Here is a 22,479-nt window from a genome sequence, read left to right on the forward strand (position 1 = left end):
CAAATGGCTAAATTTTTTATCGAACGTCCGGTTTTTGCTTGGGTGATTGCAATTTTAATTATGCTAATGGGTGTATTAGCACTGCAAAAATTGCCGGTTGAACAATACCCAAAAGTTGCACCACCAACTGTGACTATTTCTGCTAATTATCCTGGCGCGTCAGCCCGCACAGTGCAAAGTTCAGTGACCCAGCTTATCGAACAAAGTTTAACTGGTATAGATAATTTACGTTACTTTTCGTCAAGTAGCTCTGATGGTAGCGCGTCAATTACTTTAACTTTTGAACCAGAGGCTGATCCAGATACAGCTCAGGTGCAAACACAAAATAAAATTCAGTCAGCAATTGCACAATTACCGCCGGAAGTACAAGCATTGGGTGTTAATGTCAGTAAAGCCAATAGCAGTTATTTGATGGTTATTGGTGTGTATTCGGAAGACGATTCTTTGACACAAACGGATGTTGGTGATTTAGCCAATAGGTTAATCCGCGAGCCTATTTCCCGCTTAAATGGTGTTGGCAATGTAAACTTCTTTGGCAGCCAATATGCAATGCGAATTTGGCTTAATCCACAAAAGTTACACAGTTATGCACTCACGCCAGTGGATGTGGAAAATGCCATTCGAGCGCAAAATATTGATGTTTCGGCTGGTCAAATTGGTGGTATGCCAGCCACTGCTAACCAACAGATTAATGCGACTTTTACCGCACAAGCTAGGTTAGAGTCAGTTGAAGAGTTTGAAAGAATTATTATTCGGGTAAATGAAGATGGTTCGCAGCTTAGATTAGCCGATGTCGCTAGGGTTGAACGAGGAGCAGAATCTTACGATGTGTTGGTTCGTTATAAACGCAAACCCGCTGTGGGCATGGGCGTTAGTTTAGCCAGTGGTGCAAATGCGCTTGAAAGCTCAAAACTCATTAAACAAACAGTCGCTAAAATAGCTAAAACTTTACCGCCAAACATAAAAGTAGTTTACCCACGGGATGCCACGCCTTTTATTCAGCTGTCTATTGAATCAGTAGTCAAAACTTTAATCGAAGCCGTTGTCTTAGTATTTTTTGTTATGTTGTTGTTTTTACAAAATTTGCGCGCCACGTTAATTCCGACTATTGCAGTGCCTGTTGTGTTACTCGGCACCTTTGCTGTGCTGAGTGTATTTGGCTACAGCATTAATGTTTTAACTATGTTTGCTATGGTGTTGGCAATTGGCCTGTTGGTGGATGATGCCATTGTTGTAGTCGAAAATGTTGAGCGCATTATGCACGAAGAACATTTGCCAGCTAAACAAGCAACGATAAAATCTATGAGTCAAATTAGTAGTGCTTTGATTGGTATTGCGATTGTGCTGTCAACAGTGTTTGTTCCTATGGCATTTTTTAGTGGTGCTGCAGGGGTTATTTATCGACAGTTTTCCATCACTATTATTACAGCAATGTCGTTATCTGTGTTGGTTGCAATGATCTTGTCGCCATCCTTATGCGCAAGTTTTTTAAAACCACAACAAAATACCGGTCTACACAAGTTAAAATTCTTTCGCGGTTTTAATTTCTATTTCGATAGAGTCAGAGAGAAATATCAAAACGCCACGCATTATATGCTGCGCAGAACATTACGTTTTGTTGGAATCTACGCTTTGTTGCTTGGCGGCTTAACTTATTTGTTTAGCGACTTACCTAAGTCATTCATTCCGAATGAAGACCAAGGCATTATGTATATGACGTTAAAAACCCCACAAAATGCGACAGCCAATCGAACATTAGAATCAGCGAAACAAATTGAAGATTATTTTTTAGATCAACAAGGCGATTTAGTTGAGCACATGTTTGCGGTCGTTGGTTTTAGTTTTGCTGGCTCAGCACAAAATGCTGGTATTGGTTTTGTCGGTTTAAAAGATTGGTCTGAACGTACCGAAAGCGAACAGAGTGTATTTGCGATAAACGATAGAGCGAGAGCAGCATTAAGTAAAATTAAAGATGCTAGTGTTTTTACCTTTTTCCCTCCACCCATTCGAGAATTGGGTAATTCCTCGGGATTTAATTTTCAATTGGTTGATGCAAATGGCCAAGGCCAACAAAAGTTAGCTGAAGCGGTTAAACGTTTATTAGCTCTGGCGGCGAACGATCACAAGTTAGTTGGGGTACGGCAAAATGGATTAAGTGATGTACCACAGTTTCAGTTGGACATTAACAGCGAAAAAGCCAGTGCACTTGGCATTGCTTTAAGTGATATCAATCAAACGTTGCAAATTGCATGGGGTGGCAAATACGTTAATAATTATCTCGACCGAGGCCGATTAAAACGTGTGTATTTACAAGCCGACAGCGAATTTAGAATGATGCCAGAGAATGTTGCAAACTGGCATGTGCGCAACCAACAGGGGCAAATGGTCTCGTTTGATGCTTTTTCGCAACCAAGTTGGCAGATGGGCTCTCCTAAATTAGAACGCTTTAATGGCAACGCATCAATCAACTTTTTGGGCGCGCCAGCCACAGGTATTAGTTCTGGTGAGGCAATGGAACAAGTTGAAAAGTTGGTTGCTCAGCTAGAAGGAGGTTATCAAGTTGCATGGTACGGTATTTCTTATGAAGAGCAGCAAACTGGTGGTCAAGCTGTACTCTTGTATTTGCTCTCTATCCTAATGGTGTTTTTGGCGTTGGCGGCACTATACGAAAGCTGGCGCGTGCCTTTGTCAGTGTTATTTATTATTCCCTTGGGTATTTTAGGTACTATTATCGCCGCTTGGTTATTTAACTTATCGAACGATGTGTATTTGCAGGTCGCTTTGTTAACAACGGTTGGTTTAGCTGCAAAAAATGCAATTTTAATTGTCGAATTTGCCAAATCTCAAGTTGACTCAGGTCAACATAAATTAACCGAAGCGATAGCGCTGGCAGCAAAACAAAGGTTCCGGCCGATTATTATGACCTCACTTGCTTTTACTATGGGAGTTTTACCTTTAGCTATTTCCAGCGGAGCAGGGGCTGCCAGTCAAAACGCGATAGGGATTAGTGTGATTGGTGGCATGATCACAGCAACAGGTTTAACTATTCTGTTCGTTCCACTCTTTTATGTATTAATTGAAAACTTTAATTCAATGCGCAACAAGCTAAAGTCAAACTAAGCGATACGTTGTTGACTGCGAATGTTGGCAACGTCTTTACTCGGTGATATGCCAAAATAACGTGAGTACTCGCGACTAAATTGCGAAACGCTCGCATAGCCAACCATAGAGCTTGCGGTATTCACATCTAACATTTTGTTGAGCATGATATAACGCGCTTCTTGCAGTCGAATGCTTTTTTGAAACTGCAGTGGGCTCATCGAAGTAACTTGTTTAAAATGTTGGAAAAATGACGATGGGCTCATATTCGATTTATGCGCTAATTCGTCAACTTTAAGTGGATCAGGGTAGTGGTTTCTTAGCCAGTTTATCGCCTTAGATATTTTGTATATATTTGAGTTTTCCGCACCTATTTGCGCAATTTGTCCACCTATTGGGCTAGTTAACAGCCGTAGTAACATCTCTTCAATAATCAAAGGGCTGATTAGTGGTGCTTTGTCACTTTGTTCATGCAACTTAACTAATTTAATTGCACAGTCGACTAATTCTTTATCATTGTCGCTAATATAAATAGCTTGGGTTTGGTTAACTTGTGGAATGCCATTTGGAAATACTTTTAGCGACAGTTCTGATAATTGTTGCGAGTCAATTTCCATTACAAAGCATAAATAAGGCTCTAACACATTGGCCCGAATGATATTCGAAGCAACCGGCGCTTCAGCCGAATAAATGGCTATTTGGCTAGCATCGTATTCGTAGATACTTTCACCCAACATAACGCGTTTTGCGCCTTGCGCTACAATGCAAATACCTCGTCTACTGGCAACTCGAATAGATTCTTTATTGGTTTTTGACGACTTAACTAAATAGCAGTTAGGAATATTTAACGCTGTTTTGCCGTCCTGCGGGAGCTGCTTTTTTAATAACTCAGCTAATTCGCTTAAAGAGGAGGCAAGACCTGGCGAGATAGGCATGTTGTTTATTCCAAATAAATAAAGACTGCTTTAAGTATATTAGAAGCTAAACATTTTAATTGTGTAATTCTCTATGTTTTTTGCCTATTCCTCCATTTACTCAAGTCACATGACCAGTTGCAGGTGATTGATTGCCTTTGCATCAGAGTTACATTGGTTAAGCGGTAGGGCACTTTTTTGATGTAATACACAATGACACTGAGCAATAATTGACAGCGCAATGCTTTCAGGTAACTGGCCACCAATATCTAATCCAATCGGCGAACACAGCTCAACAGGTAAATCTGATAGTGTTAGCTTCGCTTGTTTTAGCACTTTATCTCGACGATTAATCGGGCCTAATAGTCCAATAAATTCAGCTTGGCAATTTGGCAGTGTCTGTAATACTTCAGCATCCAATTTTACATTGTGTGTCATAACAACTACTGCATTTACTTGTTGCTCATTTATATAATCATTCAGTTTATTTGCCGGATATTTAAGTAAATTGTCTGCCGCGGAAAAATACTCGGCTCGAGCATTTGCCGGGCGAGGGTCCCAAACTGTCACGCGCCAACCGAGTTGTTTCGCTATGCTAGCTACGGGTCGTGCATCTATTCCTCCGCCAGCAATTAAAATATGTATAGGAGGCTGAATATCCGTGATTAACCAAGTTTGATTATCTTTTTGACGGCAACGAGCAAATTGGTTTCTATCTAATGATTTATGTTGGTTGCTCAATTCAGTAGGAACAAAATAGCCATCAAGTGAAAATTGGTTATCTGCGCTTGGAATTAATTGATGATATTGACCGGCCTGATGTTTAATTAAAGCTTGATAAACTTTATCCAGCTGCAAATAAGCATTGTTAGACGAAATTGGCTGGAGCATTAATTCAACAATACCACCACAGCCGATACCTAGCTGAAACGCCATATCATCTTCATCTGTGCCGTCGTAGGTCAGTAACTTAGGCTGTTGGCTGAGCATTACTTGTCGAGCATGCCGCGAAATATCAGATTCTAAACAGCCGCCACTTAACATACCGAGTTGCTGGCCATCACTGCTAAACAGCATCATAGCGCCGGCTTTGCGATAAGCAGGCCCTTTAGTTTGATAAATGGTTCCTAGCACCCAAGCAACAGAGTCTTTTTGAGAATACCATGTCGCTAACAATGTATTTAAAGCATTTGCCATATCAACCTCTCATTTATACTTTGATTGGCAATTGGTAATACCTTTTAGCGGTCGCATTGGCTAAAGCGTTAGCAACCGCAGGTGCAATAGGTGGTACACCCGGTTCACCAACACCTGTTGGTGGCTCTGCAGACGGCATAATATGCACTTCAATTTCAGGCATTTGATTGATGCGCAGCACCTGATAATTGTGAAAGTTTGATTCAACCACTTCCCCTTGCTCAATGTTAATCGCGCTCATTAAAGTAGGGGATAAACCAAAACCTATACCACCTTCCATTTGGGCTCGTATGATATCTGGATTAATAGCAACACCACAATCAACCGCACAAACTACTTTCTCAACTTTAAATTGCCCGCTGGTATTAACTGACACATCCACAACTTGCGCGACATAACTGTTAAAAGATTCGTGCACTGCTATGCCTCGGCCCCAATTCTTTGGCATTTTTTTGCCCCAGTTGGCTTTAGTTGCAGCTAATTCTAATACGCCTTTTAACCTTGGATGGTCGGCCAATAGTTTGCGTCTAACTTGATATGGATCTTGTCCAGCTTTGGCGGCTAATTCATCAATAAAGGTTTCGACCGCATAAGCTGTATGGGTACTGCCAACAGAGCGCCACCACAGCACAGGTATGCCTTGGGCAACTGTGGTTGATTCTATTTTTACATTGGGAATTGCATAAGGAATATTAGATGCACCTTCAACTGAAGTAGCATCTATGCCATTTTTGACCATGCCTTGTTCAAATATGGTGCCAGTGACAATAGATTGGCCAACTATGTGCTGCTGCCACGCACTAATATTGCCGTCTTTATCTAATGCACCGGTTAGCTTGTGTACATAAGCAGGGCGGAAATAACCTGCTCGCATATCATCTTCGCGACTCCACACTAGCTTTACAGCTGTGCCTTTGACTAAACGGGCAATTTCAACCGCTTCAATTAAATAATCTGATTTAGGGTTAGCCCGTCTGCCAAAACTGCCGCCAGCAAATAACATATGTATTTTAACTTTGTCGGTTGGCAAGTTAAGAGTCTTGGCTATATTCATTTGGTCGATAGTTTGAAATTGTTCGCCATTCCATATTTCGCAACTGCTGTTATTTACTAATGCAACACAATTCATCGGCTCCATAGCTGCGTGGGCGAGGTAAGGGAACTCATAAGTGGCTTCAAGCACAGTTTCGGCATTGGCTAAACTCTTTGTTAGATTGCCTTGCTCACGTGCGACTAATCCTGGTTTTGCCGCGACTTTTTTATATTCGGCCATGATTTGTGTCGAACTGCCGGTATAAGCATTACTGTGATCCCAAATTACTTTGAGCTTGTCGCGTGCGCTTTTGGCGCTCCAATAATCAGTTGCTAAAACTGCAATGCCAGTTGGAATTTGCACCACTTTAACCACACCAGGGCTGCTTTTGCAGGCACTAGCATCAAACGATTTTATTGTGCTGCCAAACTTGGGTGGGTGTAAAACCATAGCGGTTAACATGCCATCAAATTGAATATCTTGGGTGAAAATGGCTGTGCCATTGGTTTTGCCCGTGTCTTTGCGCGATAAATTTTGTTTGCCAATGAGTTTAAAATCTTTTGGGTCTTTTAGTTTTATTTGACTTTCATCAGGCATAGGCAAAGTTGCTGCTATGCTCGCGAGTTCGCCAAACGGGGCTTGTTTGCCCGATTTGGCGTGTTTAACTATACCTTTTTCAACTTCAATTTGTTGTATTGGCACTTGCCATAATTGTGCTGCGGCTTGTCGTAACATGGTTTTGGCTGTTGCACCGGCCATCCGCATTTGTTGGTATGAATTGGCAATCGCTGAACTGCCGCCAGTACCTTGCATCGGGCCCCAAAACAGATTGTTGTATTTTTTACTGTCGGTGGCAGCCGCTTCTGAGCGAATTTGTGACCAATCCGCTTCTAATTCTTCAGCGACCAATGTAGCCAAACCGGTAAAGGTGCCTTGGCCCATTTCTATGTGTTTGATATAAACAGTCACAGTATTATCAAGATTTATTCGCACAAAGGCGTTTGCAGTAAAAGCTTGAGGTTGACTGCTTGTTTGCTGGGTTTCAGCAAATGAGAGTGGGCTATGCAGAGCAATTGTTAAACCTGCACCTAATCCGCCCATCACTTTTAAAAATTGGCGACGGTCATTAACTGGTGTTGTGAATGTTTGATTGATGAGTCTGCGCATATTAAATATCCTTATATAGTTTGCTCTGTTGCGGCAATTTGTTTAGCCGCGAGTTTGATGGCACTGCGAATTCGCACGTAAGTTGCGCATCGGCAAATATTACCGCCCATAGCTGCGTCTATATCATCATCTGAAGGTGTTGGATTTTTTTCGAGTAACGCAACCGCCGACATTATTTGCCCTGACTGGCAATAACCGCATTGAGGTACTTGTAACTCTGTCCAGGCATTTTGTACCGCAATCGCTTTGTGATTAATTTTGCCAACCCCTTCAATGGTGGTAACGTTTTTGCCTTTGGCTAAGCTAATCGGCGTTGAACATGAGCGCACAGGCTGGCCGTCTAAATGAACTGTGCATGCTCCACACATAGCCATACCACAGCCAAACTTAGTTCCGGTTAAATTTAACGTATCTCTAATAACCCAAAGTAATGGCGTTGATTCGGGGGCATCAATGCTTCGGGTTTGTCCATTTATACTAATTGTAACTGGCATTTTCTTTCTCCTGTGGCACTTCTATTTGTAGTCGCTTTAATAGAATAGTCGCTTTGGGGGAAATGTTTTGCTCAGATCGTCTGAAAGTTTTGCCTATTTCTACACTTTTTGATTTGCGCCAAGATAAAAGCATGCGTAGCTTGTTATGTTTTACCAATATAAAGGGCTTTTTCGCCCTTTATATTGGTATTGATTTAAGCTATTACGCCCGGTATCTCTTTACCAAAGCCGATATCGACACCACATGCTTGAGCTGCGGTATAAAGCACATCGTGATGATCATAAGCAGTACCTGCGTTTGTAACTACGCCGCGATTAACCCTTGTACCACCACCGGCGATTGTGTATGCCACTGGGCTTGCAGAGTGGATATCCGCGTGGCCCATGTCTGTTGTTTCCAACACGATAGTACTATCCAAAATACCTGCGGTTTTTAGCTTTTGGATTAAATACGCGTTATAGCTTGCCATATGGCTGCGCATTTCTGTGTAGTAGGGGTAATTCGCCTGACCACCACTGCCTCCGTGGATCGACTGGTGATATACACCTTGATAATTTAGTTCTGGAATTCTAAAGTTGCATTGACTATTGCCGTACGCTAAAGAAACTGAACGGGTTAATCCGCATTGTAATGCTGCAACTGCAATATCTGCTTGCAATCGAGCTTGCTGGGAGAAAGTTTCGTGGGTGAGTGCAAATTCTGTATTATCAGGTGCGATAGCACAACTCGTACCACCGGATAATTCATCCAAGCGACGTTGAGTATCAGCAATAGCATCTAAATGGTCATCCATTCTTTGCACTTCATAACCTGCCAATTTGCTACGAATGGCATTCGCTGCAGACACATGAGCATTCATGATAGGCGTTTTTACACTACTGCCTTGACTAGAACCAAAAACTAAATCGAACACAGTAAATGGGTTATCCTGAAATGGTATTCGGTTGTTGTTGTCTTTAGTCATATAGTTAGCACCGTTACTGTGAACACCTAAGTTGATGTAACGAAATGGCATGTCTGGCCCTAGTGCATTGCCCATCATGACGTCGTAACTGTCACTGTTCCATTCTTTTGCCAAAATGATCGGCATTCGACCGTGACCAGCATTACCGTGTGCCATGTTCACCAAAAAGTTACATTCGTTTTTTACCGAATCGTAGCCCTGTGACATCACGCCCATTACCATATCGTCGCCCGTTCCTGTAGGATTCCACAGGTTGGCAATAGCGCCGCCCGGCGTGAAAATGCAAATGGTTTTATTGGGTAATCCAGACTCTTGAGCGTCGGCATGTCGTGAGAACAAGATCCCGGCTACAAGAGGGGAAGTGCGAATTAACGAACTTGATATGCCAGAGGCTGCAACCATTTTTAACAAGCTGCGACGTGACATTGCTAGTTTATCTAATTGATATTTATTCATGATAATTTCCTTTGCAGCTCAACGGCTATTCATCTCTTGACCAAGCTTTGCGATATCTAACTGATTTTAGATAACCAAAGTTCTCTAACATGGCTCTTGGACTTTCGTTTATCATCCTGTCTTTTAGCGTGTCGATTTCACATAAATAACCAGCTTGTTCTGTTTGTGGCAAACTTGCATCTTCTGGATTATTAGGATCAATCTCATCATGCCCAACGCCCATTGTGTAACGGAACATTTGTTGTGTTAAACAATTTTGCGCTGAGTCTAATCCTGCCATTAGGTTTGCTAAACCCTGAGTTCCATAAAAGCTAAGTTCTGAATCAAGGTCTGCATAGTTTTCTGGCGCGTACAGAGTGCCTGATGCGTCAATCAGGTTACCTTTAAGGTCACTACTTCGCACATTACCGACAGCGTCGAAGTCTTCCATACCAAATCCAAGTGGATTTATGTACTGTGAATGACAACTACTACACGGGGTTTCTGCAGTTAACGCGTGATACTTGTCGCGATTAGTGGTTGTTGGGTCTTGCAGGAATTCAGATAACTGCGCAAGTTTTTCTTCGCGAGCTTCAAATGTACCAGCTGGTGGATCTGGCTGATCTTGACACAACATACGGCGTCGAACACGAACCGAACGGATCACAGGGTGGGATTCAGCCGGCTCTGCCCAGCGCGCCATAAACGCTCCGTTGGCTAAAATACCACCACGGTTTGCTGTCGCGACTTTTTGCATTTCTTGTCCTGTCACACCTGAGATACCATAGTGATTCGCCAGTGTTTCATTTAAGAATGTGAAATTAGCCGTGTAGAGTGATGCGAAACCTTCATCCTGCTGCATCATGATCCAAGCGAAGGTTTTATTTAACTCTTCTTTCATATGTGGCACTAAATCTTGGTAGTTTGGATATAAAGTTTGATCTTTCGCTGCCACTTCTAAGTCCGCTGTACCTAGCCAACTGCCAATAAAATCAGCCAACACACCTTCTGCACTTGCGGCTAATCGGGCTGCGTGTTGCATTATCTGGTCTTCATCTCGCAGTTCGTCATTGGCAGCCGCTGCTAGTAATTCATCATCGGGCGTTGAGCCTGTGAAGGTATAAGCTAAGAAGGTCGCCATTTCGTACGATGTTAATTCAAAGGCATCGTAATCCAATTCTGGATTATCCGGGTTAGCTTCACCCAACTCATGACGATAAATAAACTGTGGCGAAGATAACAAACCTTCTAACGCCAACTGCATACCTGCGGCAATATCACCACCATTGAATGTGCCTAACGCAATAGCTTCATAGGCACTTTGTTCATCCGCTGTTAATGGCCGTCTAAATATCTTAGGTGCAACATCCGTGATGAGTGCTGCAGCACAAGTTTCATCAATAGCTGCACATGATAAGAGGTTGGAGAAATTCCTATCCGCAGACCATTGAGCGAGTTCTTCAGCTACCAATAAATAGTTGTTATATGTGGTCGACAATACGCTGGCGTGAGTATTGTTGGTGAAAAATCCTACTTGGCTGTCAGGTGATAGACCATCAGCGACCTGATAATCCACTTTCAACAAATCTTCAACTGTATTTTGGTATTCACGTTGAGTCAGCAGCTTGAGTTGCCTTGCACCATAAGCAACCGGCGTAACACCGACATCACAAGTTAATGTGCTCGGCCATAATGTTTGAATATAAGCTGCAATGTCTTCAGCACATTGCTGATCACAAGACGCAGGATTACTATACGGCATTGTGCTAACTATGGTTTCAATCATAGCATCGACATTTCGTTCTGTGTTTAGCGCAGGGAAACTGCCTAAACCGCCACCTTCGGAACCATGACAGCCGGCACAATTGGCGTTGAATTGTTCCATCCCCCTGGCTATCGCATTGGTTTCAGTTACTGTTATCGAAACTGCATCTGTTGGTAAAGAAGGTATGCCTTGGTTAAGCGCAATAACTTTATAGTTAAATTCGCCGGTATCAGGCAAGCCTTCGGACATTAAGGTTGCACTGGCTGCAAGCTCAGCTACTGTATGCCAATCTCCGCCTATGGCTTGACGCCGCACAAGGTAAGACGTTTCATTATTACTGTTATCGCGCCAATTTAAGTGCGCCTGATTGTCTGACGGTTGATACTGCACCATCAAACTGTCTGGTGCGATGGGCTCGTCAGCTTTTGCAGTTTGAACAAAATTATTCGTACTGACGGAGGTAAACTGCAAGTCGAAATAAACAGGTACGGCTTCGCCAATTCCCGACAACCCAGCGACAACACGCAAAGCCTCAATACCATAAGCCATATCAAAACTATTACTGTCAACTATCAGCGGTCGTAAGGTTGAAACCTTAACTGTGCCAACCCCAAGTTTAGTTACCAATAAGTCCAACGAAATTTGTTGGCTTACACCGTGTATAGTTAGCTCACCGTTAACCGTCTGAGTTGCAATATCGCCTGTTGGTATAGCAGATATTTCAGATGTGTCTATTTGTGTCGTGAAATAGGCCGTAGGTAAAAGCTCGGTGGCGAATAATAAATCGACGACACGACTGTTACGAATATCCACACCGGTTTCTATCTTGTTTAAGTCAACCGCTAACACCACATTACCATCAAAATCAATGCTACCGGATAATGCATGACCGTTAATATCATTCCCTTGGAACTGATTGATTTCTGCCGTGTGTAATTTTTTCACCGATACGTAACTTAATGACGAAGTGTCGCCAATTAACTGCCACAAGCCAGTGTCGCTTTGATTGTCGTTATTACCGTCACTATCGCTAGGTGATGGGTCTGCAAGGCCATCGCAAATATCACCCGTTAGCGTCAGCTCAATTTCTCCGTCGTAACCATTTTTACTGGCGACAAAACCAAGCCCTAATCTTTCATTTGGATTGAGGACGGAATTGGCATTTTGGATGGTACATCCAGTATCGCTACAACTGTATGTTGCATTCCAACCATTATTTATGGATACACCTTGTGGCCAAGTAAGGTTGAGAGTCCAGTCGTCTTTGGCTGTTTCATCATTCTGAATGATAATTTCGGTTTTAAATCCGCTGTTCCAATTATCCGGTATGGAAAATTCACAGGTTGCAGCAAAGGCGTTGTGCGATAACAATCCCATTCCCATAAACAATAAAGCAGGCAAACAAGTATGCTTCATTTTAGACGTACTGTTTGCATCAGGGGAAAACAAGTGTTGAAAGTTAGTTAATCTCATTGTTCTACTCCTCATCTGCTTGTGCTGGTTCTTGTGTTTGGAACACTAAATTAAAGTTCACTGGCACGGCATAACTTATTGACGTTAAATTTGCTAACGTTCTTAAGGTTTCTATGCCCATTTCAAGTCCAAAGTCAGTTGCATCAAGCAGGATAGGGTGACTGTTCTGAACCAAAATTCGCGATGCAGACAAACGGCTTACCTGTACTTGGGTATCGATTTGGATATCAACGCCATACAAATTTAACGTCGCACTAATGTCCATTCCCTCTGTTGCTCCTGTTGGAACAGCTTTAACCGTATCGTAATCTAACGACAAGCTAACTTGCGCAAACGGATAAGTATCAACAACAAATAAATGTTCAGTCATACGCCCATCACGGGTATCTACCCCAGTGTCAACGCTACTTAAATCAATTTGTAAGTTCGCCTCACCGTCAAGTGAAATGCCACCAGATAAAGTTTGGAATGTATGAGTTTCAACCGTGTGTTCTTTTTTGGTTGAAACGAAATACAGTGATGAGTTATTGCTGTCTAATACATAAGGTAAACTTATTTGTGGCTCTGCTACAGAGATAGTAATCGGCTCAGCACTCGAACTGACAGCACCATCACTAACCGTTAAGCTAACAGTATAATTGCCTTGTTGTTGGTAAATATGGCTAGGTTGAACCTCGGTTGATGAGCTTCCATCGCCAAAATCCCACAGATACGTTAATGCATCACCATCTATATCTGCTGACTGAGTAGCATTGAAGGTCACACTTAATGGTCCTTCGCCTGATGTCACTGAAGCGGTCGCGACTGCGGTCGGTGCATGATTAATGCTTCCGTCAAATGAACATAACCCGCCCAATGCTGGAATTGTTGGTGCTGTGTCAGCAACCGCTTTCTCTGCATTAAAACCGAAATTAATGGTTTGCCCTGCTGCTATGCTGGTGTTGTACTGCTCGTTTACTATTGTATATGGGTTACTGCCTGTATGATTACCATGCCAAACGCCAGTAATTTTAGTTGCATCTTCGAACTGCATTAATACTTGCCAGCCTTGGATTGCTTGATTGGCGGTATTGCTAATATCAACTCGTGCTCTAAAACCAGAATTCCACTCATATTCAATGGTTAGCTGACACTCTGCGGATTCAGGTTGAGGCTCTTCAACTTCTATCGTAATTTGAGACTCATCACACACTCCAGCTAAAGTCGGCTGCGAGACAAGTGACCCATTAGGTTTTGTACCATTGAATCCAAAGGATTTGGATTCGCCAGGGTTAATTTGGCTATTCCAACCTTTGTTGGTAAACAAATATGGATTACTGCCAGTTAAATTAGAACCCCAAGCACTGCCAACGGTTTCATTTTGATTGAAGGCTAATTCAACTTGCCAGCCATTGATAACCTCATTGCTGTTATTGGTGATCTCCAAATTGCCTGTATAGCCATTTTGCCATTCATTCACAACACTAAACTCACATTGTGCAGCTTGGGTTTGATAAGCCCACAAAGGGACAGTGATAAGCAAAAATATTTTCGATTTTTTAAAACGGGTGGGAGGGTAATTGCTCATACATATATCCTTATTTAGATGTATTTAACAAGTTCACAAAATTATAGTTGTACATTGTGCAGAAATTGTGGAGAAATTATGGGGGACTTGCGTAGTTGATGCTTTTTATAAAATAAATAATCTATAGCTTCTGCAGATTATTGAATAACCAGTGACTAACCGCTAAATGATTAGCTGGCTGTTAACTATATACACCTGTAAAAATATTCTATATTTCAACAGGATAATCCGTAATGGAAGGGGCGTATTTATTTGGTTTAGCGCAATAACAAGGGTTATTTCTGCCAATTCTCAGCTAATTGCACAGAGCCATTAGCCTGTTGTTTTTCATAATCGTCTATTCTGTCATGCAGCATAATGATTTCATCATTCATGTGATTAATTAAGTTGACCAAGCCATTGATCATAGTGTCTTTGATTTTTTCGCGAACTTTTTCTGGTAAATGGTGCATTATGGTTTGATCGACACGGATCACCATAGATTGTTCAATTGCTTGCACATAAGCAGTACGAGGTTGGTTGGTGATAAAGGCTATTTCGCCAACAAAATCACCAGGTTGAACTTCAGCGATTACCGAGTGATTGGCATTTTTAGTGATTTCTAATTTGCCACTCAACAAAATATAAAAGAAGTGATCATTTTCGTTTTGTTTAATTACATAATCGCCTTCTTCAGCTATGTAGAATTCTAGTTCGTCGGTTATTAAACTACTGCGCTCTTGCGCTGACAGACCTTTGAATAGTGGAATACGACTTAAAATTTCCATCTCTTTCAGCTTGTCGATATGGTCAATTCTTTTCATTGTTGGTCTACCAAGCTAGGGATTTCTTTATAGTTTAGGCCAATTTAGACACCATGGTTGATTTAATTGGTTTTGTTGAATAATTTCTTGTGGAATTTGTTCAAATGAATCACCAGTTGGCGCGATTTGCCAACAGAAGTCTTGTCCTTGATAGCTAAACTTCAGCGCATAGGCATGTAAATATAAACGCTCGGCAGCGTCACCTTTATATATATCATCACCTAAAATAGCCACTCCAATAGATTTAAGTGCAACACGCAATTGATGGGTTTTACCTGAGTAGGGACGCAGTAGATATAAACGCTGGCCTGTGCCTAAACCAAAAGAATAAAAAAAGGTTTTGGCTGGGTTGCATCTGCCTTTAGTTAATTTCCATGCGCGATTACGGCTTTTAACCATATCACCAACAATGCGGCCTTGTTTTTGTTTTGGTTTATTACCAGCAATTGCCCAATAATACTTTTCAATTTGATGGCTGCTAAAAAGTTGATTAAAGATTTGCTCTGCGGCGAGATTACGCGCAACAATTATCAGACCAGACGTTTGTTTATCGAGTCTATGTACTGGGTATAAATTTTCACCAGTTTGCTGTTTGATTAAGCTAAAAAAACCAGCTTGACCTTCACTATCATGAAAGTCTAATCCAGCTGGTTTTTCACAAATATAAAAGTCTGCTTCGGTGGCAATAATATTAATCAAACGGTTTTCACTCGGTTATTTATTGCTTTCAGGTTCAAAAAAGGCTTTTTCTTCAGCTTGAACTTGTTTGAGCTTTTTCAAACCTATACCTAAATATTGCCCTTGCCAGCGCGCATAATAACTACCTGCACAAAACCATAAGGTAACCAATACAAACTCAATAATGGCGAGGTAACGTTCAGAATCAGATGCCCATACCAGGGTTAAACTATGTAAAAAATAAAACATAGCAACAAAGTTTGCCCACGCATAAGTATATGGTTTACCTGTAACTAAACCTTTAAATGGTATGAGCAAAGGTGTGAGCCATAAGATGACTAAAAAGGTCGCCGACAGACCTTCCATTGGTGGCGCTAACCATAAATGCCATACTGGCACTAATACAATTAATCCTAAATAACCGAATAATGCTATATGTTTAGCACGGGTAATTTTTTGTTCTTGGGTCATAACACCACTACTGAATAACTCGAAGGGCGTATAGTTTACCTGAGTCTTTGGGCAATATCAGCAACTCGATAACCTAAAGCTTGCGCTAAGTTTTTTTCTTCTGCTGAAAGTTTGGTGTTTTGTTCTGCTGCTAAATGGGTTGCGCCATAGGGCGTACCGCCTGTGGTGGTTGTGTGCAAATCAGCTTCACTATAAGGCAAACCTACAATTAGCATACCGTGATGCAGTAGCGGCAACATCATGGTTAATAAAGTGCTTTCTTGTCCGCCGTGCAAACTTGAGCTAGATGAAAACACAGCGGCTGGCTTACCAGACAAGCTGCCTTTTAACCAAAGTTTGCTGGTACCGTCTAAAAAATATTTTAGTGGCGCGGCCATATTGCCAAAACGGGTAGGCGAGCCAATAATTAAACCGTCACAGTTTATTAAATCTTGCTCGGTGGCGTAAATATCGCCGTCGCTTGGGATGCTAGGGGAAGTTGCATGAGTATCAGTACTCACTGAAGGTACAGTTCTTACAACTGCTTGAGCCCCAGTTTTTTCAATACCTTGCGCTATTTCATGCGCAAGGTTTTTGGTGCTTCCATGACGGCTGTAATATAAAACCAGAATATTAGCCATTAATTAGGTCTAATACATTTTCTGGTGGGCGACCTAATACAGCTTTATTACCTTTAATTACTATAGGGCGCTCTATTAATTTAGGATACTCATTCATTAAAGGGAGTAGCTCTTCGTCTTGCATCAATTCGTCTAAATCTAACTCTTTGTAGATAGACTCTTTATCACGAATCAACTGGTGTGCTGATTCCAAACCTAACATTTCTACAATTTGTGCTAAACGTTCTACTGTAGGTGGTGTGTTTAAATATTCAACCACTTCAGGCTCGATACCGTTTTCTTGAAGTAGTGCTAATGTTTCACGGCTCTTACTGCAACGTGGGTTATGATAAATAATATATTCAGCCATATTTAAAGCCTTTTGATACTCTCTTGTTCTTCACGCAATTGTTTAATTCTGGCAGAAATTCGTCTTTTTTCAGTTTCAGACTGCCGTTCGATATAGTTAAACGCTGTGTGCAATTCGTCTATTGCTTTAGGATAAGCTAAGACCAGAGCATATAATTCTGCTTGCGCTTGATGATACATCGAACGATTTTCAAGCTGCTTATATGCTTGCGCCATCAGTTGCCACGCCAGATAGTGCTCGGGGTGCAGAATAATAAAATCTTTTAAGATTTCAACTGCTTTCTGAGCCTGATTTGCCGTTAACAGTGCGTTTGCGTAATTAAGCAGCAAAACTTGGTTTTTTGGCATCAATTCAAGTTTGCCGCTCAACAATTCAAGTATAGACGTATATTGTTTTAAGCCTAATGCAATGTCAGTTTTTAAATCTAAATAAAATAAATTGTTGGCATCTAATTCGAGTAGTTGATTAATCAACGGCTCGGCTTCAGCGTATTTTTCTTCTTTCATTAGCGCAAGAGCAAGGCCGTATTTTAATAACGGATTATTTGCTTGCATCATGCCGTTGAGTTGAGTTTGGTAATATTCAACGTGATAACTGGGCACTTGAGTATAAAAAACTGCGGTGCGTATTTGCGCTAAATTAAAATAGATACTTTCTTTGGCATAAACAGGTGGTAAACCGTCAATGCGGGCGCGAATATCACTGACTCGGCTGTCTGGCAAAGGATGCGAGTACAACATAGCCGGCAATTTACTTGAATAACGGCTTTGTTCGGCAAGCCTGACAAAAAAGTCACGTGCACCTTTGGGATCAAATCCTGAGTCCATCAAAATACGCAAACCTATGCGATCGGCTTCTTTTTCATTTTGGCGATTGTAATTTAACGCCATTTGCTGGCTACCAGCTTGCGCTGTGGTTATGGCAGCTGCGCCAGCGCTTGGGTCGGCCATGGCAATTAATATGGCACCTAACAGAGAAGCTATAGTTAAAGGGGCATTTCGTTCGTTTTCTTCAATGGTTCTGGCGATATGGCGTTGGGTCACGTGTGCAATTTCATGGCCAATAACCGAAGCGAGTTCACTTTCTGTTTTCGCTTCGAGCAGAGTACGAGTATGAATAGCCACAACACCACCAAAAGTAGCAAATGCGTTTATTTGTGGATTTTTAATCATATAAAAATCAAATGGGTAACGTACATCTGCAGCTTTTGATACCAAGCGATTGCCTAAGTCGTTTAAGTATTGATCTAACAATGGATCTGAAATAACCGGTGAAGTTGCACGTAATTGTCTGCGAATAACTTGGCCTAAAACTTTTTCTTTTTCAATGGTTAAACTACCGGCCGCAACTGTACCTAAATTTGGTAATTTATGATTGTTTGAAATCGACGCATAACTTGTTGATGATGGCATCGCGCTTATGCCTACCGCAGCAGCTAACGCAAAACATTTAAGCTTATTGAACAAACAACTATCCTTTCAAAATTTGTAATTATGTTACTTAGAGCCAAAATCTGACAAATCGTTTCCTTTAAGATCACCTAATAACAAATCATCATAATCGTCAGATGCAATTCGTTTTTCTTGAGTTTTAAAGTACTGCTCTATTGATACGCCGTCTAGTTTAATCACATCTACGTGTGATTTCATATAATCAATGAGTTTATCGACACATTGCATCGCATAAAAAATGATTGCTCTGTCTGCAATATCACCGCGTTGAAAATAATAGTCGATAAATTTATGCAGTGAATTCACTCTGCATAACACTTTCATAGTGCCCGGATCCCAAGTAATAAACTCCATGAGTTTGTGTCCGCGTACGTATTGATCTATCTCTTTATTCTTGGCATACGGAAAACAATGTAATTCAAAACCCCGGTCGGTAAATAATTGGTATATCGCGATACGCGGTTTTCTTTCCACATGCACAACGTTTTGCTCATCAAAATAGCCACCTAACAGTTGCAGATTCCAATTGTTAGGTTTACAAATTTTATTTAGCGCATTGTCAAAGCCCATGGTTTGAATGCTTTCAAGCTCACTAACCGATGAAGCAATCATATGGTAAAAAGGCGGTAAGTCGCCCCAATTCAATTGACGCTTAAATTTGTTAATGTCTTTTAAAGTTGGATTTTCCGGTAAGCCAGAGCTATTCATTGTAAGGTTCTCAAGTTATCCGATGTTTTGTTAAACTAACAGGCAAATAATTAGCAAAAAAGTATTATGCCAAAGCCAATCGACTGCCGTGACATGCGTTGCCCAATGCCATTACTTACTTTAAAGCTTAGCTTAAAAAAAGCTCAGCAGGGTATGCAAATACAACTTTTGTTGAGAGATGCCGCTTCTGTAAAAGATATCCCAGCTTGGCTCAAACTAAAAGCTTATCCCTTTAAATTATCTCAACTTTCTGACAATGACTATTTATTAAGCGTAACTAACGATAACCAAGCTGGTATTAGCTAAACTTAAGTTGTATGGGAAAATTGCCGATATATAAGTTAGAACGATTTTGAAACAGGAGGCATTAAATGAACACAGACCTAATAATTCCATTTATGCCACGTGTTGTACAAAACAAACTGCAACCGCCTAAGCTTAATGTAAAAGGGATTAAAGCTTCGGTTAAACAGCACGAAGATGCTCCACAAGATAGATACCTTAAAAATAGACTTGCCCATCATGCTGCCGATACTCGTTATCATCCAGAAAATGATAGCGAGAATGACGAAGAGTTAACCGAAAAATCAACATCTGATTCTGGTGTATATATCGATGATAAAGGGCAAAAACACGTAGATATTGAAGTTTAATGGCTGAACTTGAAAAGCACTTTTTAGAGTGCTATTTTTAGTGCCAAATGTAATTGTTGTGGAGGCTATATGACGACATTAACTGCGAACGACCTAAAAAGAGGCGGCGTTTCAGCCTTAGATCGTGCTATGAATGCCAATAGCGACCATGTGGTTACTATTGATGTTAGAGGTGTCCCCAAATATGTAGTGCTCGATATTGATGAGTATAATGCTTATCGAGAGTTTGAATTAGAGCGCGCAATTAAAGAAGCTGAAGCTGATTACGCAAGTGGTAATTACGAAGTACTTGAAGATATTGACGCACTAGAGAAAAAGCTACGCAGCTTATAGGGATGTTAACTAGTGTTGAAGATTATTCGACCAGCTTCGTACATAAAAAAAGAACAAAAGTTTTTCAAAAAACATCCAGAACTAGTCGGCCAGTATACTAAAACTTTGAAATTGTTACGTTTGGATGTAACGCACCCATCATTAAGATTGCATAAAATTAGTACAAAAGACTGCCATTCCGTTTCCATTAATATGCAGTACCGTATTTTATTGACACTAAAACTGTTAGACAACGGTGAAGTTATACTGGTAGACATAGGTGATCACGATATTTACCGCTAACGTCTAAGCAAAATATTATTCGGCAGGCAGTAGAAAACTTTTAATAAGCCCTAAAAACACGCATAATCCCACATCAATTTATTTCTAGACAATTTATCCGAGTTAAGTTTTGAGTCAGGTTGAGAAAGTTTTTTCAAAAGAAGGGGCGTTGGCAAAAGCGATTGATGGATTTCAGCCGCGTGTGCCACAAGTTAAGCTCGCATTAGCTTTTGAAAAGTCTATTCAAGAAAAAGCTTTATTGATCGCAGAAGCTGGTACGGGCACAGGCAAAACCTTTGCTTATTTAATCCCAGCTTTGTTAAGCGACAAAAAAGTTATTATTTCAACTGGTACAAAAAACTTACAAGAGCAGTTATTTCACCGTGATTTGCCTTTGGTAAAAAAAGCATTGAAAAGCCGTAGTAAAACCGCGTTGCTCAAAGGCCGAGCCAACTACTTGTGTTTACTAAGGCATAAACAGCACAAAGCGCACCCAATGCTCGAAGATAAAAAGCTGCTGAAAGATTTAAAAAATATCGATAAGTGGTTAGTTTCAACTGAATCAGGTGATATTGGTGAAGTCACTACTATTACTGAAGATTCCAAAGCCATTCCATTGGTTACCAGTACAATCGACAATTGTTTAGGTAAAGAATGTGAAAGCTACAACGATTGTTATTTAGTTCGCGCTCGCAAAAAAGCGGCTGAAGCAGATTTAGTGGTAATCAATCATCATTTATATTTTGCTGATATGGCGGTTAAAGACACTGGCTTTGGTGAAATCGTTCCTGACTCAGAAGTCGTGGTGTTTGACGAAGCACACCAAATTCCAGATATTGCGTGCGAATATTTTGGCGACCGTATCTCAACTCGCATATTAGTTGAATTAGGTAAAGATATGGAGCTTGCCTATCGCACTGATTTAAAAGATGCACAGCAACTAGGCAAAGCTGCAAATAAGCTTATAACCAACGCAAGACAATTCCGCTTAACTTTCCCTGAGTTACCAGAAAAAGGCAATTGGCGTGAAAAAGGCCAAACTGAACAATGTCAGCGCGAATTAGATGCGTTAGTAAAATCGATTGATTTTGCTTACGAGGTGTTAAAAGAGCAGGTTGGCCGCTCAAAGTCCGCGGACAATTGTTTTGAACGTATCTTTGAAGCAAAACAAAAAATAGCCAAACTGACGACGTGGCAACAAGCTGATGTTAGTTTGTGGTACGAAACCACCCCAAGGCATGCAAGTTTAAACTTAACACCACTTTCTATTGCCGATAAATTTTCCAATTTACGCCAGGAAAAAAAACAAGCTTGGTTAATGACTTCGGCAACTTTGTCTGTTGATGGTGGTTTTAATCATTTCACTGATTTATTGGGCTTGGAGGATTTTAATTCAATTCAGCTTGATAGTCCGTTTGATTATAAAAAACAGTCTTTATTGTGTATACCGCGCTATTTCCCAGAGCCAAACGACAGGGCTGTACTAAATGCGTTGGTGGATTTGTCGCTTAAAATTGTCGATGCTGCACAAGGCAGCTGTTTTTTATTGTTTACCAGTTATCGCATGATGAATTTGGTCGCGGATAGATTAAAAAATAAAATTGCTAATCCGTTATTTATCCAAGGCGAAGTACCTAAGCGCGAATTGCTAAAACAATACCTAGCTGCTGACAAACCTGTATTGTTAGCCACAGGTTCATTTTGGGAAGGGGTGGATGTGCGTGGTGATGCGCTTAAATGTGTCGTAATAGATAAACTACCTTTTGCCGCACCGGATGATCCATTGATGCAGGCGCGCATTGAAAACTGTCGACGCAAAGGTGAAGACCCTTTTAGTAAAATTCAAATTCCACAAGCTGTGATCACCTTAAAACAAGGTGCAGGGCGATTGATACGGGATGTAACCGACCATGGAGTCTTGATTATTTGCGACCCAAGGTTAGTATCGCGTCCTTATGGTGAAACTTTTATTCAGAGTTTACCGGATATGCAGCGCAGTCGTTCACTCGACAAAGCATGTGAATTTTTAAAACAGCGCTAGAG

The 22,479-nt window shown here is 41.1% G+C and carries 19 protein-coding genes; 5 read left to right on the forward strand and 14 right to left on the reverse strand.

Translation table 11 applies throughout. The annotated features are described in order from the left end of the window. The first annotated feature begins 3 nt into the window (after positions 1-3). Positions 4-3,120, forward strand: coding sequence for an efflux RND transporter permease subunit (locus tag ACMZOO_RS00325; protein ID WP_440904674.1), 3,117 nt, complete (start codon positions 4-6; stop codon positions 3,118-3,120). Here the strand turns inward: ACMZOO_RS00325 and ACMZOO_RS00330 are convergent. From ACMZOO_RS00330 to ACMZOO_RS00395, 14 genes are all read right to left on the reverse strand, one after another. Further along, positions 3,117-4,034, reverse strand: coding sequence for an AraC family transcriptional regulator (locus ACMZOO_RS00330; protein WP_440904675.1), 918 nt, complete (start codon positions 4,032-4,034; stop codon positions 3,117-3,119). The genes ACMZOO_RS00325 and ACMZOO_RS00330 overlap by 4 nt on opposite strands. Positions 4,035-4,139: 105 nt before the next feature. Further along, positions 4,140-5,210, reverse strand: coding sequence for an XdhC family protein (locus ACMZOO_RS00335; RefSeq protein ID WP_440904676.1), 1,071 nt, complete (start codon positions 5,208-5,210; stop codon positions 4,140-4,142). Positions 5,211-5,223: 13 nt separating this feature from the next. Beyond that, positions 5,224-7,410 carry a molybdopterin cofactor-binding domain-containing protein gene (locus tag ACMZOO_RS00340; RefSeq protein WP_440904677.1) on the reverse strand — a complete coding sequence of 729 codons (2,187 nt, stop codon included), beginning with the start codon at positions 7,408-7,410 and terminating at the stop codon, positions 5,224-5,226. Between the two features lie 11 nt (positions 7,411-7,421). Then, a complete protein-coding gene (locus ACMZOO_RS00345) occupies positions 7,422-7,904 on the reverse strand; it encodes a (2Fe-2S)-binding protein (RefSeq protein WP_440904679.1) in 483 nt (160 codons plus the stop codon). Between the two features lie 194 nt (positions 7,905-8,098). Then, complete coding sequence (locus tag ACMZOO_RS00350; protein ID WP_440904680.1) at positions 8,099-9,325, reverse strand: DUF1552 domain-containing protein; 1,227 nt, start codon at positions 9,323-9,325, stop codon at positions 8,099-8,101. 25 nt (positions 9,326-9,350) lie between these two features. Continuing rightward, positions 9,351-12,542: a DUF1592 domain-containing protein gene (locus ACMZOO_RS00355; protein ID WP_440904682.1), complete on the reverse strand. Its 3,192-nt coding sequence runs from the start codon at positions 12,540-12,542 to the stop codon at positions 9,351-9,353. 4 nt (positions 12,543-12,546) lie between these two features. Continuing rightward, positions 12,547-14,109 (reverse strand): cellulose binding domain-containing protein, encoded by a 1,563-nt coding sequence (locus ACMZOO_RS00360; protein ID WP_440904684.1) that lies wholly within the window; start codon positions 14,107-14,109, stop codon positions 12,547-12,549. Between the two features lie 275 nt (positions 14,110-14,384). Continuing rightward, positions 14,385-14,912: a cyclic nucleotide-binding domain-containing protein gene (locus tag ACMZOO_RS00365; protein WP_082196154.1), complete on the reverse strand. Its 528-nt coding sequence runs from the start codon at positions 14,910-14,912 to the stop codon at positions 14,385-14,387. 27 nt (positions 14,913-14,939) lie between these two features. Continuing rightward, positions 14,940-15,611 carry a pseudouridine synthase gene (locus ACMZOO_RS00370; RefSeq protein WP_440904686.1) on the reverse strand — a complete coding sequence of 224 codons (672 nt, stop codon included), beginning with the start codon at positions 15,609-15,611 and terminating at the stop codon, positions 14,940-14,942. Positions 15,612-15,626: 15 nt separating this feature from the next. After that, positions 15,627-16,061: a DUF2069 domain-containing protein gene (locus tag ACMZOO_RS00375; protein WP_440904688.1), complete on the reverse strand. Its 435-nt coding sequence runs from the start codon at positions 16,059-16,061 to the stop codon at positions 15,627-15,629. 35 nt (positions 16,062-16,096) lie between these two features. Beyond that, complete coding sequence (wrbA, locus tag ACMZOO_RS00380) at positions 16,097-16,681, reverse strand: NAD(P)H:quinone oxidoreductase (protein ID WP_440904689.1); 585 nt, start codon at positions 16,679-16,681, stop codon at positions 16,097-16,099. Further along, positions 16,674-17,030 (reverse strand): arsenate reductase (glutaredoxin), encoded by a 357-nt coding sequence (gene arsC, locus ACMZOO_RS00385; protein WP_016955949.1) that lies wholly within the window; start codon positions 17,028-17,030, stop codon positions 16,674-16,676. Before arsC ends, wrbA begins: the two co-directional genes overlap by 8 nt. A gap of 2 nt (positions 17,031-17,032) precedes the next feature. Next, complete coding sequence (locus ACMZOO_RS00390; protein WP_440904691.1) at positions 17,033-18,496, reverse strand: M48 family metalloprotease; 1,464 nt, start codon at positions 18,494-18,496, stop codon at positions 17,033-17,035. A 30-nt stretch (positions 18,497-18,526) separates the two neighbouring features. Continuing rightward, entirely contained in the window at positions 18,527-19,189 is a 663-nt protein-coding gene (locus ACMZOO_RS00395) for a hypothetical protein (RefSeq protein WP_440904692.1), read from the reverse strand. A gap of 66 nt (positions 19,190-19,255) precedes the next feature. Here ACMZOO_RS00395 and ACMZOO_RS00400 point away from each other — a divergent pair, with 66 nt between their 5' ends. The 4 genes from ACMZOO_RS00400 to ACMZOO_RS00415 all read left to right on the forward strand — a co-directional run bounded on the left by ACMZOO_RS00400 (position 19,256) and on the right by ACMZOO_RS00415 (position 22,477). After that, positions 19,256-19,495 (forward strand): sulfurtransferase TusA family protein, encoded by a 240-nt coding sequence (locus ACMZOO_RS00400; protein WP_440904693.1) that lies wholly within the window; start codon positions 19,256-19,258, stop codon positions 19,493-19,495. 65 nt (positions 19,496-19,560) lie between these two features. Beyond that, positions 19,561-19,842 (forward strand): hypothetical protein, encoded by a 282-nt coding sequence (locus tag ACMZOO_RS00405; RefSeq protein WP_440904695.1) that lies wholly within the window; start codon positions 19,561-19,563, stop codon positions 19,840-19,842. Between the two features lie 69 nt (positions 19,843-19,911). Continuing rightward, positions 19,912-20,175, forward strand: coding sequence for a hypothetical protein (locus ACMZOO_RS00410; RefSeq protein ID WP_440904697.1), 264 nt, complete (start codon positions 19,912-19,914; stop codon positions 20,173-20,175). Positions 20,176-20,566: 391 nt separating this feature from the next. Next, positions 20,567-22,477 carry an ATP-dependent DNA helicase gene (locus tag ACMZOO_RS00415; RefSeq protein WP_440904698.1) on the forward strand — a complete coding sequence of 637 codons (1,911 nt, stop codon included), beginning with the start codon at positions 20,567-20,569 and terminating at the stop codon, positions 22,475-22,477. Positions 22,478-22,479: the final 2 nt, after the last annotated feature.

The organism is Catenovulum sp. SX2 (assembly GCF_052056295.1).
GTDB lineage: Bacteria > Pseudomonadota > Gammaproteobacteria > Enterobacterales > Alteromonadaceae > Catenovulum.